This window comes from Fodinibius salsisoli, from assembly GCF_026229185.1.
Taxonomy (GTDB): domain Bacteria; phylum Bacteroidota; class Rhodothermia; order Balneolales; family Balneolaceae; genus Fodinibius; species Fodinibius salsisoli.
The window spans coordinates 13,603-30,295 of the sequence record NZ_JAGGJA010000010.1 but is presented as its reverse complement, the minus strand read 5'-3'; the positions used below and the strand labels follow the sequence as shown (position 1 = coordinate 30,295).

Annotated in this window: 11 protein-coding genes; 1 reads left to right on the top strand and 10 read right to left on the bottom strand. The window is 45.7% G+C overall.

The features are described 5' to 3' along the window. Positions 1–17: 17 nt before the first annotated feature. From J6I44_RS14460 to J6I44_RS14420, 9 genes are all read right to left on the bottom strand, one after another. Positions 18–1,577 carry a sulfatase family protein gene (locus J6I44_RS14460; RefSeq protein ID WP_265766862.1) on the bottom strand — a complete coding sequence of 520 codons (1,560 nt, stop codon included), beginning with the start codon at positions 1,575–1,577 and terminating at the stop codon, positions 18–20. An 86-nt stretch (positions 1,578–1,663) separates the two neighbouring features. Continuing rightward, the gene (locus J6I44_RS14455; protein ID WP_265766861.1) at positions 1,664–3,295 is read right to left on the bottom strand and encodes a sulfatase family protein; all 1,632 of its coding nucleotides are present in this window, start codon (positions 3,293–3,295) and stop codon (positions 1,664–1,666) included. Positions 3,296–3,791: 496 nt separating this feature from the next. Next, positions 3,792–4,724, bottom strand: coding sequence for a nucleotide excision repair endonuclease (locus tag J6I44_RS14450; RefSeq protein ID WP_265766860.1), 933 nt, complete (start codon positions 4,722–4,724; stop codon positions 3,792–3,794). Between the two features lie 218 nt (positions 4,725–4,942). Continuing rightward, positions 4,943–5,107: a carboxypeptidase-like regulatory domain-containing protein gene (locus tag J6I44_RS14445; protein WP_265766859.1), complete on the bottom strand. Its 165-nt coding sequence runs from the start codon at positions 5,105–5,107 to the stop codon at positions 4,943–4,945. 88 nt (positions 5,108–5,195) lie between these two features. After that, positions 5,196–5,702, bottom strand: a complete 507-nt coding sequence (locus J6I44_RS14440) for a hypothetical protein (RefSeq protein ID WP_265766858.1) — start codon at positions 5,700–5,702, stop codon at positions 5,196–5,198. Between the two features lie 47 nt (positions 5,703–5,749). After that, on the bottom strand, positions 5,750–6,322 hold the full coding sequence (locus tag J6I44_RS14435; RefSeq protein ID WP_265766857.1) for a hypothetical protein: 573 nt from the start codon (positions 6,320–6,322) through the stop codon (positions 5,750–5,752). 167 nt (positions 6,323–6,489) lie between these two features. Then, on the bottom strand, positions 6,490–7,176 hold the full coding sequence (locus tag J6I44_RS14430; protein WP_265766856.1) for a hypothetical protein: 687 nt from the start codon (positions 7,174–7,176) through the stop codon (positions 6,490–6,492). Between the two features lie 7 nt (positions 7,177–7,183). Beyond that, positions 7,184–8,626, bottom strand: a complete 1,443-nt coding sequence (locus J6I44_RS14425) for an FAD-binding oxidoreductase (protein ID WP_265766855.1) — start codon at positions 8,624–8,626, stop codon at positions 7,184–7,186. Positions 8,627–8,827: 201 nt separating this feature from the next. Beyond that, positions 8,828–11,518 carry a helix-turn-helix domain-containing protein gene (locus J6I44_RS14420; RefSeq protein WP_434084234.1) on the bottom strand — a complete coding sequence of 897 codons (2,691 nt, stop codon included), beginning with the start codon at positions 11,516–11,518 and terminating at the stop codon, positions 8,828–8,830. 292 nt (positions 11,519–11,810) lie between these two features. Between J6I44_RS14420 and J6I44_RS14415 the strand changes: the two genes are divergently transcribed. Then, positions 11,811–12,401 carry an AAA family ATPase gene (locus J6I44_RS14415; protein WP_265766853.1) on the top strand — a complete coding sequence of 197 codons (591 nt, stop codon included), beginning with the start codon at positions 11,811–11,813 and terminating at the stop codon, positions 12,399–12,401. 77 nt (positions 12,402–12,478) lie between these two features. Here the strand turns inward: J6I44_RS14415 and J6I44_RS14410 are convergent, their stop codons facing one another. Then, positions 12,479–16,096, bottom strand: coding sequence for a vitamin B12-dependent ribonucleotide reductase (locus J6I44_RS14410; protein WP_265766852.1), 3,618 nt, complete (start codon positions 16,094–16,096; stop codon positions 12,479–12,481). Positions 16,097–16,693: the final 597 nt, after the last annotated feature.

Genomic DNA, 16,693 nt, shown 5'->3' with positions numbered 1-16,693 from the left:
TTTAATTTTTTGGCCCCTTACTCACCGATATTACGCAAAAGACTATCCATCACAGGATATTGCTCATCAGAGTCACCCACCTGCTCTTTTAATTGCATCATCTGTTTTTTGAGCTTCTTTATCTCATCCTGATATTCACTGCTATTATATACATTTTTAAGCTCTTTGGGATCGTTCTTTAAATCATAAAACTCCCATGTGGGGGCTGTTGGCCCGTCTGCATAACCACCCTCCAGGTTTTGCCCGTAAAAATAGATCAACTTGTAGTGCTTTGTTCGGATACCCAGATGTGCGGGGCGATGCTCTTCGTGCATCCAATAACGGTAGTACATTTGCTGCCGCCAGGCTTCAGGTGTTTGACCGGCAAGGTTGGCCCGAAAACTTCGACCCTGCATATTTTCGGGAATAGGAATACCGGCATAATCCAGCAAGAGCGGAGCAAAATCCGTATTCAGAATGATATCCTCATTTTTGGTGTCCGGTTTAATTTCCTGCGGGTACCGAATAACAAAAGGCATTCGGATCGACTCTTCGTACATCATTCGCTTATCAAATAATCCGTGTTCACCCATAAAATATCCCTGATCAGCGGTGTAGATGACTATGGTATTCTCAGCCAGGCCTTTTTCATCCAGGTAGTCCAGCAAGCGGCCGATATTTTCATCAATGGCGGCACCGGACCGAAGGAAATCTTTCACAAACTTTTGATATGTCTTATGGCGCGCCTCTTTTTTGTTCAATCCTTCAAGAGAAAATTCATCAGCTGAATATCGCTCCGGGTTTGCCTCAAATCGTCGACCTAAAATTTCCAAGACTTGTCCTTCAAAGGTTCGTCCCGTGTCCTCGGGATAAAAATTGTACAGGCTTTCCGGTTCGGGGATTTCCGTGTTAGCATACAAAGTATCGAACCGCTCCGGATAATTAAACGGCTCGTGAGTGGCCTTAAAGTGAGTCAATAGTAAAAAGGGTTTCTTATTTTCACGCTGTTCCAACCATTCAATTGAATGATCTGTAATTACATCGGCCGTAAATCCTTCGTATGCCTTACCCTCGGGCCAGGTTTCGCTGTCGCGTAGAATGGGATCAAAATAGCGCCCCTGCCCCGGCAGTACATTGTAATAATCAAAACCGGAAGGACGCGTTTTTAAATGCCATTTACCAATGAGCCCTGTTTGGTAACCATTCTGCTGAAAGAGCGTCGGGAAGGTTTGTTTTTCTGGATCAATACGATCGGATAAGGTATATACCCTGTTTTTGTGACTATACTGCCCCGTTAAAATAGTGGCTCGGCTCGGCGTACAGATAGAGTTTGTGGCAAATGAATTCATTAGTTGCGCCCCCTCTTCACTCAGCCTGCTAATGTTTGGTGCTCGCACTGTTTCATCCAATATCGACCCATAAATACCCCACGTCTGTGATGTATGATCATCACTCATGATAAATAATATGTTTGGCTGCGCAGGCTCCGGTTGATTGGTACAACCAGCTAAGAGGAAGCAAATGCTAACAGTTAGGGTTAATCCAAAAATCAAAAACTTATTCCGCTCTCCTTTAATTATAGATATAGTGGAGTTCATTTGAACATTATGGTTTATAATTTCCCTGCCCGTTTTAAAACGTGTTGAGACGCGATAATTTTAGTGACTTCTCTAAATATGATTATTTAATAGGTACTACGGTCGGTGTCTTCATATTGCTGCTGCAGCTCGTCCAACTTCTTTTTTAATGTTCGGGTCAGTTCTTCATACCCCTCCTTTCCATACAGGTTATTCATCTCCATAGAGTCCTGTTCTAAGTCATAGAGCTCCCAATCGTCAATGTCGTTATAAAAGTGGATCAGCTTATAGCGATCTGTGCGGATGCCATAGTGGCGTTTCACCATATGTTCATTGGGATACTCGTAATAATGATAATAAAGGGCCTCGCGCCATTCCACATCATCATTCTGCACCAGGGGGAGCAGTGAACGGCCCTGCATATCCTCCGGCACCGGCAGCCCGGCCAGGTCTAACAGTGTTGGTGCCCAGTCAATATTCTGTACCAGCTCATCTACTTTATTTCGGGTTTCTATGTTTTCAGGAAATTTCATCAGCAGGGGCGTTCGCATCGATTGTTCGTACATAAAGCGTTTGTCAAACCAACCGTGCTCACCCATATAAAAGCCTTGGTCGGAGGTGTAAACGATGAGCGTATTTTCATATAAATCGTTTTCTTTCAGATAGTTGATCAGCCGTCCAATATTCTTGTCAACGGACTTTACAGTCTTCAGGTAATCCTGCATATAGCGCTCGTACTTCCAGCGGGCCAGCTGGGTATCGGTCATCTCATCCCGATGCTCCTTAAATTTTTCGATAATGGGATCATAATAAGCATCCCAGGCAGCTTTCTGCTGATCATTGAAGTTCGCATAGCGTCCGTTGGCATACATATTTCTATATTTGGTCTGAATATCTCCTTCCTCATCCAGCATTTTCAAGTCATAAACGAGATCCATATCCTCAATGATACTCAATTTCTGAGCAGCAGCAGCCTGGCGTCCTTCATAGTCATCAAAGTAGTTTTTGGGAACGCCTCTCAGTTTGTTTACATCTGCTGTTACTTCTTCTTCATATTCTTCTGGATAGGTGTTGGGAATCGTAAACTCCTCTTCGGTTGAACTCAGCATGGCCGTATCCGGCATCCAGATGCGGTGGGTCGCCTTGTGATGAATCTGGAGCGAAAACGGGCGGTCCTTGTCCCGGTTTTCCATCCACTGGATGCTTTTATCGGTGATAACATTGGTTACATAGCCCTCGGAGCGCGACGTATCTCCATTGGCAATAAACCTTGAATTATAGTAATCCCCTTGCCCAATTAAACGGTCGTAATAATCATAGCCCGTTGGCGTGCTGCGCAGGTGCCACTTGCCGATAAGAGCCGTTTGGTAACCGTCCTTTTGGAGATACTTGGGGAAAGTTGGCTGATTGCCGTCAAAAGCCACTCGATTATTAATCTGCCCATTCTTATGCGAGTGTTTACCCGTCAGAAGCGTAGCCCGGCTGGGAGCACAAATAGAATTTCCCACAAAGCTGTTAACAAATTTCACCCCTTCATCTGCGATGTGATCGATATTGGGGGTCTCAATGAAACGGTCGTCATAGGCACTGAGCGTTTGATAAGAGTGATCGTCCGTCATAATGAAGATGATGTTGGGACGTTCACTTTCCACCTTCTGTTGATTGCAGGCCGATAGAAACGAAAGCACGATAAGAGAAGCCAACGGTAACAAAATGATCTTATTAGAAGAGTTGAACATATATCACAATTATTTTGCCTGATTATAAAGGACAGAAAGAATAAATACAGTAAGTTAACATCCAACATTCATTTTTCTTTCCCTTACACCTACGTTGAACTTAAATTGTTTTTCTTTCTTTTAAGGACTAATAACTTTGCGGTTCACAATATATACGAATTAACTCTAAATATCTGAAAATATATTTAACTGAAAGCAGAATCTATTATTGGGATAAGCCTCTCCATCATCGCACAAGTATTCATATTTGCTGCCCTATTTTTGTGAGAAAATGATGATTTTAGAATAGCTTGAAAAATAAAAAAGCCCTGCGCCTTTCACAGCACAGAGCTTCCTCTCTCATATCGTTCGTAAAGAACCTCACATCGATCAGAACGTGAAGCTCAATACTAATTGAATCCTACTTGTCTCCTATAAGTAAGTACCTTTTGGAAGGGAATCCTTACAATATAATTTTATCTTTTTAGAAGTTTGTTTTAGCATCTGTAAATCGTTCTCATCCTTCCTTAAAAGCCGCTTTAATCAAATAATCATCCAGCTTACCCTGGGGAATAAGTCGTTCTTCCAGCTCCAGTGTTTGCTGAAGCTGCCAGTTCCTGTGCAGGCACTGTTTGTAAAAGTATTTTAACGATTCACAATCCTTGAGAATCAGTCGCCCGATGTATTCCGTTAACAGGTTGCGGTTGGTAGCAACCTCTACAATCTTTTCTATGAAGACTGTTGACTTACCGGACAAAAAATTTTCCACCTCTTCCTGGAAAGCCGTTGTTATGACCAGCTCATTTCCCAGAGGCAACTCATAAGACAGTGGTGTTAAATTATTAGTCAGTACTGTCGGGAATTGAAAAGGCGTTTGGATATCATGCTCTGCCAGATAAAGCTGCCGTAACAAAGCCCCGGTCCCTTTACGGATGGTACGATGCCCTTTAAAAGCTCCATATGTATAGGATAAGATCGACTTATCCTCTGGATGCTGCATACTCAGCCGGAAAGTCAACTGATTCTCTTCAGGCCTCAGGATTAAGAAATAGTAGGTATCCGGGGATTTCTTAGCACGGTTGAACTCTGGTTTCTTATTTCTGATGAGCCTGTTCTCAGTTAACAGGGCCTCCTCTTCACTTTCACAGTGCTGTAGCTCAATGTGCCTTATCATCTGTACCAGCCGCTTAACCTTTCTGGATGAATGACTACTCTTCACCCGGCGATAGGTAAACAAGCGGTTGCGCAGATTCTTCGCTTTACCCACGTACAGCAACCGTCCCGATTGTCCATACATTTTATAGACCCCGGGCGTCGTCGGAAGGTCCTCAAAGAAGGCCTTGCCCAGCCGTTCTTCCAGGGGATTTTCAGCCGGTTCAAATAGCTGATGCTGTTCGCTGTCACTCATTACCGATTGATTACCTATTTCTTTACCTTGTTTCTTAATCATCTATTCATGGTACAGGCCGCTCAAGATGCAATCCCGGCCTGACAACTTATTGTCACCCTCTTCCCCTTTCGATATTTCTCCAACATCTATTCTACCGATTCAAGAAGCTGAATGCGTTCCTGCTGAAGGGTTTCTTCTTTTAATGCGAACTCCTCAGTATGATGTCGCCTGAATCCCACCATGGAGACTGACAGTATATACGTTCCCCGCTTAATATTTTACAGGTGATACCACCCACTTTTATCGGTGATTCCCCCTCGAACCAAAGATGAATCAGCCGAACTGAGCACGAGCACGATGGCAGAAGGCAGTGGAGAACCTTTTTCATCCGTCACTGTTCCGGAAACGCCTGTCTGGCCCAGGGTTTCCCCAGGGATAACCATGTACAAGAAGGTAATCAGTAGTGCAAGTAACGATACATTTTGTGATTTCATTACGATTCTCCTTTTAGGTAGTGAAGTTTTCCTGGGATCAGTCGGAGGGCACAGAGTAAGTGCCTTCAAAATCATAGTAGCCTCCCGACCCTGTTGCTATATAACTGCGTCCCTCCAGTTCTCCGCTACCCTCGATACCTTCAAAACGACCGGTTCCTTGTATATAGGTAAACGTGCCTTCAAACTGAACGTACGTGCCATCCTTACTTGGCTTGTTGCTTCCCTCCATATGGCTCATAATCGTAGAGCCATCACTGAAGGTCAGCACTTCGTACCCAAGGTATCGGCCACTCCCTTTGGGGCGATGGATGGTTTCGGCACCCATCACTTCGGCAATCTCTCCATTATCCAGGAAGACGAGCCCCTTGAAGTGTGCAAGAATTAAGTTTTGGCCAGATACCCCCGGAACCTTAACCATCCGGGTGTTGCCCGATACGATATGTATTACAGCCCGGCCTTTGAGCGTCTGTGCATGGGTTTGCGAAGGGCTCGTTATTAAAAGAATAAACACAACTGCCAACAAATATGATATCACCTTGTTCATATACCGACTCATCATTAAATGGATCCTGGTGTTTAGTTTTTTAAAACTTAATTTTCCACGAGGGAAGGATTATGCTTTGGCATCGGTGCCATAATGTGTACATAGGGCGTGTTTCTGAACATCACCCATGGGCCGCCCTGACCAGGTGTTACAGGAAGTCCTTGCAAGGCACTCTCATCGGGAACGAGGATCATAAGGTGCGGTATATTCCCTGAAAGCCACTCGTTGTCATCTGTAGGTTCTGTGGCATAGGGATCAATATTACTACCCGGGGAGCCGCCCTGAAGCATATACCCGAACCCCATTTTATCGGTTTTAAATTCCTCTTCATTCATCCAGGCTTCCATCCATTTCATCCACGGTTCATCCAGACACATCGGATCGTTGCCGGAGGTCGCGGGCATGCCCGGCAGGCAGGTGAATCCGTTTGTACCTTTACGCAGCACAACCATCTCTCCACCCTCTTCGGCCGGCCAGTCCATGATCGTGGCCGATTCAGTAATGGAAGCCGGTGCGGAGCTCATGGCACTTTTGATTTTTGCCTGCTTAGATCCAGTTTGGGCGCTAAGGCTACCGATTGCAAAAAAACATATTACTATTGTGGTGCTAAGTGATTTCATATCGTTCTCCTTATCCTCTTTTGTTAGGTTTTATGTGATGCCATATTTATTGGAAGATCTGACAGTTATTTCACTTTGATGAGTATTAACAGGAGACAGCTCTAAGAAGACCCATCCCCTGTTGTCTCTCTCTGCATGACCCAATACAATATGGGTGACTAATGGACTTATGGTTTATGGACCGCAAACTGTATATCTTCGCAGGTATTGGGCCCGTAGGTTCCCAGCTCCTCAGGCACTGGTGGCAGCCCTTCCACAAAGTTTGGGCCACAGCCGGCATTAAACGAATGCAGCATTTCATTCACCAGCTCAGGTATCTTGGGTCCGTGGGTATGCACTACAAAATGAATCTCAGCTTTTTCAGCATTCACCAGACCCGGATTGGGGAGTCCCAGCCAGGCCGGAAATATTGAACCGCTGTTGTCACCTTCATTGCGATGACCAGCATAGGTTGCCTTGCCTGACTCTCCAATTATCCTGCCTGAGGCATATACTACATCTATGTTAGCTTCAAGGTTGGCCAAATCATCATTACCACAATCTTCTGAACAGTTTTCGGGATTGTTAAAAATTACCATCCAAAGCGTAACCACCGTCCCGGGCTCCAGCTCGCTGGTTTGGAGGTTGTAGGAAACTCCGTTTGCCTTACGAACAAGATTGGAGGTGCCAACTTCAGTCATGTCCGCAAATGTGTATACATTGGAAGATGAGCGATCGGCCGGATTATGGGCCTTGGTAGCGATTTCAGACAAACTTTGCTCAGAATTTGAGCCGGGTGCTATTGGTGTTTCAGATTCACATCCCAACACCATTACGAACATAAGTAGCAAAGGTATTACTCTTTTTGTTTTCATTGTTTGGTCACCTGTTATTAGTTGTTCTTAGTTTACTCTCTTTCTGATTGATCTTTTCTCTTGACCCGTTAGTAAACGGCTTAATATTTTGATTGACACTGAAAAAATTATCCGGATCATACTTGGCTTTTATTTTAGCCAACCGTTCGTAATTGTCCCTGTAGGTCGCTCTCACCCGATCCTCTCCTTCATCCATCATGAAATTTACATAGGCTCCACCAGTAGTGAAGGGATGCACAGCCTCTTCCCAGTACTCCCTGGCCCAGGTTGTAATCTTCTTATTATTGGCCGGATCGGGATCAAATCCCACGATATTCTCTACCCAGTTGGCATCGCGGTAGCTCCACGCGGTTTCATCATTTCCTACTTCATGAGCCGCACCATTCACAGGATAGAGATGCATGCCTGATAACGGCGTCGGTATCCTGGATCCATACTCAATATTCTTCTTGATTGCTTCATCGCTCCATTGGGTCAGGTAATCGGCCTTCCAATACGAGTATAGTCCCGCGGGATATAGCTCATCAAACATACTTTGCAAGGCCGGATATGGCAGTGGTCCAACCATGTCGAGTGCAATATTGCCCACCTTTCGAATCGGTTCGAACACTTCCTCCGCTTTATCCAGCGATCCGGGATAGCACCACAGTACCCCACACATTGTTTTGTTGTGAAGATGTTCCGGGAAAGGTGGGACGGGCGGAATAATCTGGATCGCAAAAAAACCGTTGATTTCATTCGGAGCATCCAGGATAAATTCACGATACCAGTGCATAATCTCTTCGGCTTCATCCATCTCCCAAAACGTGGGGCCTGCATAGACAGTGCTTACTTCGTGAAGCCGAAATTTAAATGAAGTGACTACCCCAAAATTGCCGCCTCCACCCCGGATGGCCCAAAAAAGGTCCGGGTTTTGATCCTTGTTAGCGGTTACAAAACTGCCGTCAGCCAGCACCAGGTCGGCCTCCAGTAGGTTGTCAATGGTCAAACCGTAGGTTCGCGTCAGGTGGCCAAGTCCTCCACCCAGTGTAAGCCCGCCGACGCCGGTCGTGGAAACAATTCCGCTGGGTGTGGCCAGCCCAAAGGCGTGAGTGGCATGATCCACATCCCCCCAGGTGGCACCTCCGCCAACTCGCACTGTTTTTTCCTGAGGTTCCACATGCGTAAAGTTGATAGTCGACAAATCGATTACCAGTCCGTCATCACAAACACCCAATCCAGCCGCGTTGTGGCCGCCTCCACGGATAGCAGGCCGGAAATTCTCCTTTCGCGCAAAACGGACAGCGGTAATCACATCGGCAACATTGTGGCAGTATGCGATGCATTTGGGCTTACGGTCTATCATCCCGTTATAGACACTGCGTGATTCATCATATTCCTTATCCCCGGGTCGGACGAGTCTGCCTCTAAGGTTATTGCTGAATTCGTCATATACTGATTGTTCCACCATGTCATACCTCACTTTTTATTTTTCTGGACAGAATATACTCTCTGGTACTGAATTATATTTGAATTACTTCATGTCCCTCGGATATATGCTACCGAATCGAAAGACGAATGGATAACAGATATCGTTCAATTCTTGACAATATTCATTCAAAGGGGAGGAAAGAGGAATAGAAAAGCTGATCTGAAAGGAAGAACTCGAATACTAGAAAATAGAACGTAATTTATCCAGGGAATAGGTCTCTCCTTGTTTCCATTGCTCCCTGTATGCCTGATCAGGTATTATTTTCTTACACAGGTCGAGCGTTTTGTTACAGGAGTCTACTGATCGGGGCGGTCGGGGGGCATGAATTTTATTTCGCAACTGCGTGGCCGAAGCCAGATAGATTACAGCTTTTTGACAATTTTCTTGCCTGGCAAAAAGTCTTGCACACGCTTCCAGCGATTCGCAGATGTACACTTTTTCCTCCTGTTTTATTCGTCGCGATAGTATGTCCAGGTGTTGGTCAAGTGCTGCACTTATGTTACCAATATGGGCATTATATTCTGCCAGGCAATAGAGAGGAAAAGCGGAGAGCCATTGATTTAAATGTTGATCTTTATATTTCTGTTCATAGTAGTCATGCGCCCAATCGAAACATTTTTTTGACAATCCGGGCTTGTCCAAGGGTAAGTACGATAACCCGAGCAGATCATGCGCCCAAATCAAGCCAAATGGATTGCCTACCTCTTTCCAGCCATCAATGGCTGATTTAAGGGTACGTTCCGCTTTTTGGAATTCTTCCGTATCGTAAAAAATATAACCCTGTGAGGTGTTCACCATACTTATCAATTGCAGATCTTCCAACTCTTCAAGGACCTCCCGGGCCTGCCTGAGCCTGTCTAATCCAACATCATATTTTCCCAGGCACCGATCAACGAGGGCAAGATAAGAGGAAACAAAAGCACTGCCCCTGTAATCTCCGATATCTTCCCTTAAAGAAATACTCTCAGTAAAACGGGATTCCGCTTTTGATAAGTTTCCGTGAATATACTCCATCCAGCCGAAGTTGTTGTGCGATACCGCAATGCCCCGAATATCATTCAACCTTTTATGTAGCTCCAGCGCCTCACGGGTGTACATGGTTCCTTCCCGGTACTCTCCCGCTGTAAGTTTTATCCATCCGTAATGGTTTAAGCTTTCAGCCAGTTCTTTTTTGTGATCGATTTTTCTGAAAGTCCGGATACACTGCCTGAAATTATCCTCATTCTTTTTGTAGTCTTTGGAAACCATCATCCCCATAATTCCCATGGCACTCAGGGCCCGGCCTTTTAAAAGTTCGGTCTTCCGCGATCCTTCATTAAGCTTTAGATGATCTGCAAGCCTCACCAGTTTTTTTAGTTGCTCATATCCTTCATCCATTAAATTCTGCGAAACCCAGTAGCGCCATAAAGCGGTACCCAACTGTAGTCCCAGTTCCACTTCGCGATGCTGTTCCAGCAGTGATAAAACACCCCTTATGTTATCCAACTCCATCCCGAGACGCCCGATCCAATATTTCTGCCTGCCGCCCTTTATTCTTGTGGCAGCTTTTTGGGCGATCTGCAGAAAGTGATCTGCCATTTTTCGTATAATCACACGTTCTTTTCGGCTCTCCCGTAGGGCTTCCCGACCGTAACTTTTCAATGTCTCAAGCATTTTAAATCTGGTCTCTCCCATCAATTCTGTGGTTTGCAGAAAATTCTTGTCCAGAAGAGAACGCAGACCGTCCAGAGTGCCAAGAGTTGCAGACTCTTCCCCAATTGCTTCGGCTGCTTTCAAATTGAAGCTCCCATTGAAAAGGGAAAGACTTTGAAATAGATTTTGTTCATTGTCGCTCAACAATGTATAACTCCAGGAAATTGCACCCCAAAGTGTTTGGTGTCGCTCCGGACGATCGTGATCAAGAGACTTTAGCATTGAAAGGTTTTTGTCCAATTCTTTTGAAAGCTCTGACGGTGAAAATATTTTTATTTGGGATGCCGCAAGTTCTATTGCCAAAGGTAATCCGTCCAGGTACCCGCAAATGGTTACAATATCTACAGCATTCTCGTTGTTTATCTGAAATCCCGAAGAGACCATTGCTGCCCGTTCAAGAAATAGTTGAACCGATGTATATTCTTTGAGATGACCAAGCGTGTTGTGAGTTACTTCATCCGGAATTTTGGGCACGGGCAGCGGAGAGATGGGGTATTGGTACTCTCCTGAGAGATGCAGAATTTCGCGACTGGTAATCAGGATCGTCAGCTTTGGGCACTGTTGCAGCAGGATGTTAATTTTGGTTGCCGCACTCGTTACGTGTTCAAAATTATCCATAACCAGCAGCAGTTCCCTATCCTGTAAATGATCTGCCAGGACTTCAATCGGCGTTTGGTTCGGACGCTCTGATAGGTTGAATGTTCTCAAAATAGTGGAAGGTACCAGCTTGGGATCAGCGATAGAAGCAAGACGTACCACTTTGGCACCATCCCTGAAATTATCCTTTACCTCGTCGGCCACCTCCATGGCGATACGTGTTTTACCCGCTCCCCCGGGACCCCTCAGGGTTACCAGACGATGCCGGTTGAGGATATCTTTTATCTCAGATAGTTCTTCTTGGCGGCCGACAAAACTGGTCGTTCTTACATCAAATCTGTTTTTTGGCTTTTTCTTTTTGAGATATTCACCCGGTGTAACGCCATATACTTCTTTAAAACATTTGGCAAAATAGGAGAGATTATTGAAGCCTACTTCATAAGCCACTTCCGAAACATTTCCAAAGTTGGCTAATAACAATTTTGCTGCCTTCTGAAGCTGGAACTTTTTGATGTATTCTGTAGGTGAGCAGTCGGTGTACTTTTTAACTTTCCGGTAAAATGTTGAGCTACTGACACTCAATTCCCCGCTTATCTTTTTCGTAGATAAGTTGCCAGAGCCCAATTCCTTTTCTAAAATATGGAATAATTGCTCTAGAAAACGATCCCTTTCTGATGTGATTCCATCCCTGTTTGACTTTGATACCATTTTAAATTCCTCCCTAAAGGAAAGAGTATTATAAGTATAGCAATAAAATTACAATTCTACACTATACGACCGCATTATACCTTATATGCTATTTATAAATGGTGCTTCCCTCCTTTTCATCTCCCCAACCGATGTACCTCATGATAACTGAAACTCATTTATTCCAATGATGACGAAGCATAAACATCCAATACACAACAATCATTTTTTTATTCTCTCCGGCGGTCCCGGTGTCGGCAAAACGACCGTGCTTACTGCTTTACAAAAGGATGGGCGGACCTGTATCCGGGAAGCAGCCCGCGAAATTATCCGGTACCAGCAGTCTCAGAGCGGTGACGCCTTGCCATGGAAAGACAAAGAGCAATATAAAAAACGGATGCTCTATAAGTCTGTTAAAGATTATGAAGAAGCATCTGACCAAAAACAGCGCATCTCCTTTTTTGATCGCGGTATCCCCGATACCCTAGCCTATGCCCGCCTTGAAGGCTTAGCGATTTCTGACGATCTGCGCTTTTACAGTCAACATTATCGCTCTAATTCCACGGTTTTTATTTTCCCTCCCTGGCAAAAAATTTATCGAAAAGATTCCGAACGCAAACAGTCATTTGGGGAAGTTATCGCAACCCATAAAATGATGAAACAAGTATATAGGGCATGTGGATACCAGCCGGTTCTGGTGCCTAAGACAACCACCGTCAAACGCTGTAATTTTATCCTGAATTATATCGCCAAGTTAGATATCAGCTACTCTACATAGCCACCCAAAAATAAAAAACCTGACAGGTTTTGAACACCTGTCAGGTTTATAAAAGCTAATGTTAATTTACGGAATAACTACGAGCAGCCGGTGGTTGATCCACAGGTAATGCACTTCTGGCACGTACCGTTACGGACCATCGTCATGCTGCCGCATTCCGGACAAGAGTCGCCGGTATAGCCCAGTTCCTTGGCTTTTTCGTAGTCACTCTCGTAACTGTCACCACTTTCCCGGACCTGCGTTTGCGCTCCACCTTCCGAATCTCCAGGCTCCGTAACCGTTTCTGGCTCCGGTTGGTGTTGGCCACTTGGATCCAGCTTATTCGCCTTTTCCCGGGCCTGCTTTGCTTCTTCAGATGGACGCATCTTGCGCGACATGATATCATCAGAGGGAACGTGTGCAAGGTCTTCACGACCCAGATACGTCACCGCCAGCTCACGGAAGATGTAGTCGATAACGGAAGTCGTCATCTTAACATGGGGACTTCCACTCACGGGTCCACTTGGCTCGAACTTAGTGAATGTAAAGGCATCCACAAACTCTTCGAGCGGTACGCCGTGTTGCAGACCAAGCGAAATAGCGATCGCAAAGCAGTTCGTCAGGCTGCGGAAAGCCGCCCCTTCACGATGCATATCAAGAAAAATTTCGCCCAGCTGTCCGTTTTCATATTCACCGGTTCGCAGGTACACGCTCTGGCCACCAATTTTCACCTTCTGTGTGTAACCATTGCGTCGATTGGGAAGCCGCTGACGGTTAGCCACGTATTTGTGGATAATCTTTTCAGCCGACTTAACAACCTTATCCTGCGCTGCAGAAGTCTCTTCATCCAGATCTTCTTCGTCCAGATCTTCGAAGACATCGCTGAGGCTGTTCAATGGCTGACTCAATTTAGAACCATCGCGGTACAAGGCATTCGCTTTCAGCATCAGCTCCCAGGAATCCATGTAGGCATCCTTGAAGTCTTCAACCGTGGCTTCATTCGGCAGGTTAATCGTCTTGGAGATTGCTCCCGAAACAAACGGCTGTGCCGCCGCCATCATGCGGATGTGTCCGCCGGGCTTAATGTAGCGCGTTCCGATACGTCCACAACGATTGGCGCAGTCAAAGACCGGCAGGTGCTCGTCTTTCAGATGAGGCGCTCCTTCCACAGTCATCGTACCACACACATAATCATTAGCCTCCTGGATCTCCTGCTGGCTAAAGCCGAGATGCCTGAGGATGTTAAACTGTGGATTAGAAAGTTGCTCTTCGGTCAGCCCCAGCTCTTCCTGGCAGAACTCTTCGCCAAGGGTCCACTGATTGAAAGCAAACTTCACTTCAAAACTGCTGGGCAGTGCTTCTTCAATAGCTTCGAACTGTTCCTCACCAAAGCCATGCTCGCGCAGGCTTTCTTTATTAATATGAGGACAACCTTCCAGCGTGCCGTGCCCTTTGGCATAGTCAATAATCGCTTGTCGCTCTTCAGGGCTGTAACCAAGATTTTCGAGTGCCCGGGGTACCGCCTGGTTGATAATTTTGAAATATCCGCCACCGGCCAGCTTCTTGAATTTCACCAGCGCAAAGTCGGGCTCAATTCCCGTGGTGTCGCAGTCCATCACCAGGCCAATCGTTCCGGTTGGAGCGATGACCGTCACCTGCGCATTGCGGTAACCGTGCTCTTTACCCATTTCAACCGCTCGATCAGAGTCTTCACGAGCTGCCTTTAGCAGGTTATCGGGACATTCGTTAGCATCAATGCCCATTGGCTTAACCGTAAGGCCTTCATACTCTTCCGGATCCACGTTATAAGCTGCTCGCTTGTGGTTACGAACCACGCGTAACATATGCTCTTTGTTGGCTTCATACCGTTCAAATGCACCCAGCTCATCAGCCATTTCAGCACTGGTGGCATAGGCGTTCATGTGGATAATACTCATCAAAGAACCGGCGATAGCACATCCTTCAGGGCTGTCGTACGGCACGCCCTGAACCATCAGCGCAGCGCCGATATTAGCAAAGCCAAGTCCCAGGGTACGATACTTATAAGAAAGGTCAGCAATTTCTTTGGAGGGGAATTGTGCCATCAATACAGAAATTTCCAGCACCGTCGTCCAGATGCGAGACGCATTACGTAAAGATTCAACATCAAATTCCTTGCACTCCTCCGTCTTAAAATACTTCATCAGGTTGAGGGACGCCAGGTTACACGCCGTGTTGTCCAGAAACATGTACTCGGAGCACGGATTACTGCCGTTAATCGGTCCGTCTTCCGGGCAGGTATGCCATTCGTTAATCGTATCGTGATACTGCGCCCCCGGATCGGCACACGACCAGGCGGCATCGGAAATTTGCTCCCACAAGTCGCGGGCTCTCATCGTTTCACAAGGCTCGGGCTCCCGGCCTTCTTCAGCGGCCTTCCGCTTCTCGGTTCTCCAGTACAGGTTCCATTCGCCATCATTTTTGACGGCCTTCATAAACTTATTGGGAATACGTACGGAGTTGTTCGAATTCTGACCACTTACCGTTCGGTATGCTTCCGAATCCCAGTCGGTGTCATAAGTTTCAAACTCTAGATCCGTATAACCCTGAGACGCCAGCTGAACAACGCGTTCAATATAATTCAGCGGCACCTGGTCTTGCTTGGCCTGTTTAATCGCTACACCAAGCTCCTCATTCTTCAGCGGATCGCGACTCACGGCCCCGTTAAAGGTACGCCCGTCAATCTCAACCGGCTTGTTACACAGCTTGATAATTTTTTTGAGATGCTTTTCTAAGATCTTTGATCCTGTCACCATGGAGGCCACTTTTCGCTCTTCGCGGACCTTCCAGTTAACATACTCTTCAATATCCGGATGATCCAGATCCAGTGTTACCATCTTGGCAGCCCGTCGGGTCGTCCCCCCGGATTTGATGGCACCGGCTGCTTTGTCCCCAATTTTCAGGAAGCTCATGAGGCCCGACGATTTTCCTCCACCACTCAGCGGCTCGCCTTCACCGCGAACTTTGGAAAAGTTACTGCCCGTACCCGATCCATATTTAAAGAGCCGCGCTTCACGGACCCACAGATCCATGATACCGCCTTCATTCACCAGGTTATCATCAATGCTCTGGATAAAGCAGGCATGGGGTTGCGGGTGGCTGTATGCATCGTCAGACTTGGTCAACTCTCCGGTCTTGCCATCTACATAATAGTGTCCTTGTGACGGCCCATTAATGCCATAAGCCCAGTGCAGGCCGGTATTAAACCACTGTGGACTGTTGGGAGCGGCCATCTGGTTGGCCAGCATATAGCTCAGTTCTTCATAAAATACCTTGGCGTCCTTTTCAGAATCAAAATAGTCGTGCTTCCATCCCCAGTAGGTCCAGCAGCCGGCCAGTCGGTGAAACACTTGGTGACTGTCGCTCTCCCCACCATAGCGTTCCTCTTCATCGAGATCTTTCATAGCCTCTTCATCGGCTTCGGAACGCTGCAACCACTCCGGAACTCCCTTCTCTTTAACCTTTTTGGTCTTCTTTGGCACCCCGGCTTTGCGGAAGTATTTCTGTGCAATAACGTCTGTTGATACCTGCGACCATGATTCGGGTACAACAACATTATCCTTCGAAAAAACCAAAGAACCATCCGGATTTTTAATCTCCGATTTGCGGCTCTCGAATTTCATATCTCCAAAAGGAGTGTCCCACTTTTCCTGGGTATAAAAGCGTGTAAATTTCATATAATATCTCCGGTCCTTGACTAATATTTTGACTTGATAGGGCGAGCGGAAACTCTAATAATATTTATGCATTTCCGCTTCTATAAAATATAAAGGACTGCCGTTCAGGGACAAGTAAAAACTCAAATACTTTTCCACAAAACGGCCAAGTTATCCACAATTGATTCGCTCATAAAAATCATTTAACAATAAAATAACAGATTTGCCCAAAGAGCAGTGTGGATAACTTTGCTGATTGGCTTTTTTGCTATCACCATATTTACTTTTTCCGTCAAATCTTAAGGACTTATTATGTACCTAACGGCACATCATTTTTTATTCTATCCTTTTTCCAGCTACCCAGCTTTCGTCCCTACCGGGACTACAAGCATATATCCAATAGATAATATTAGAAATCATCATAGTCTCTATATCTTCTCTTGGAACATGTGTTAAGCCACCCAGTCCCCTTGTATTTAGTTGGAAAATTATTAAAATTGGAATTGCCTTGAAGAAACTTTTTGTCTTCCTGTAAATATGAATCTGTCATCGTTCCGAGAATTGAGAACGAATAAATTTCTATTTAAAGGCTTAAAAAAACACCATTCCGATAGTTTA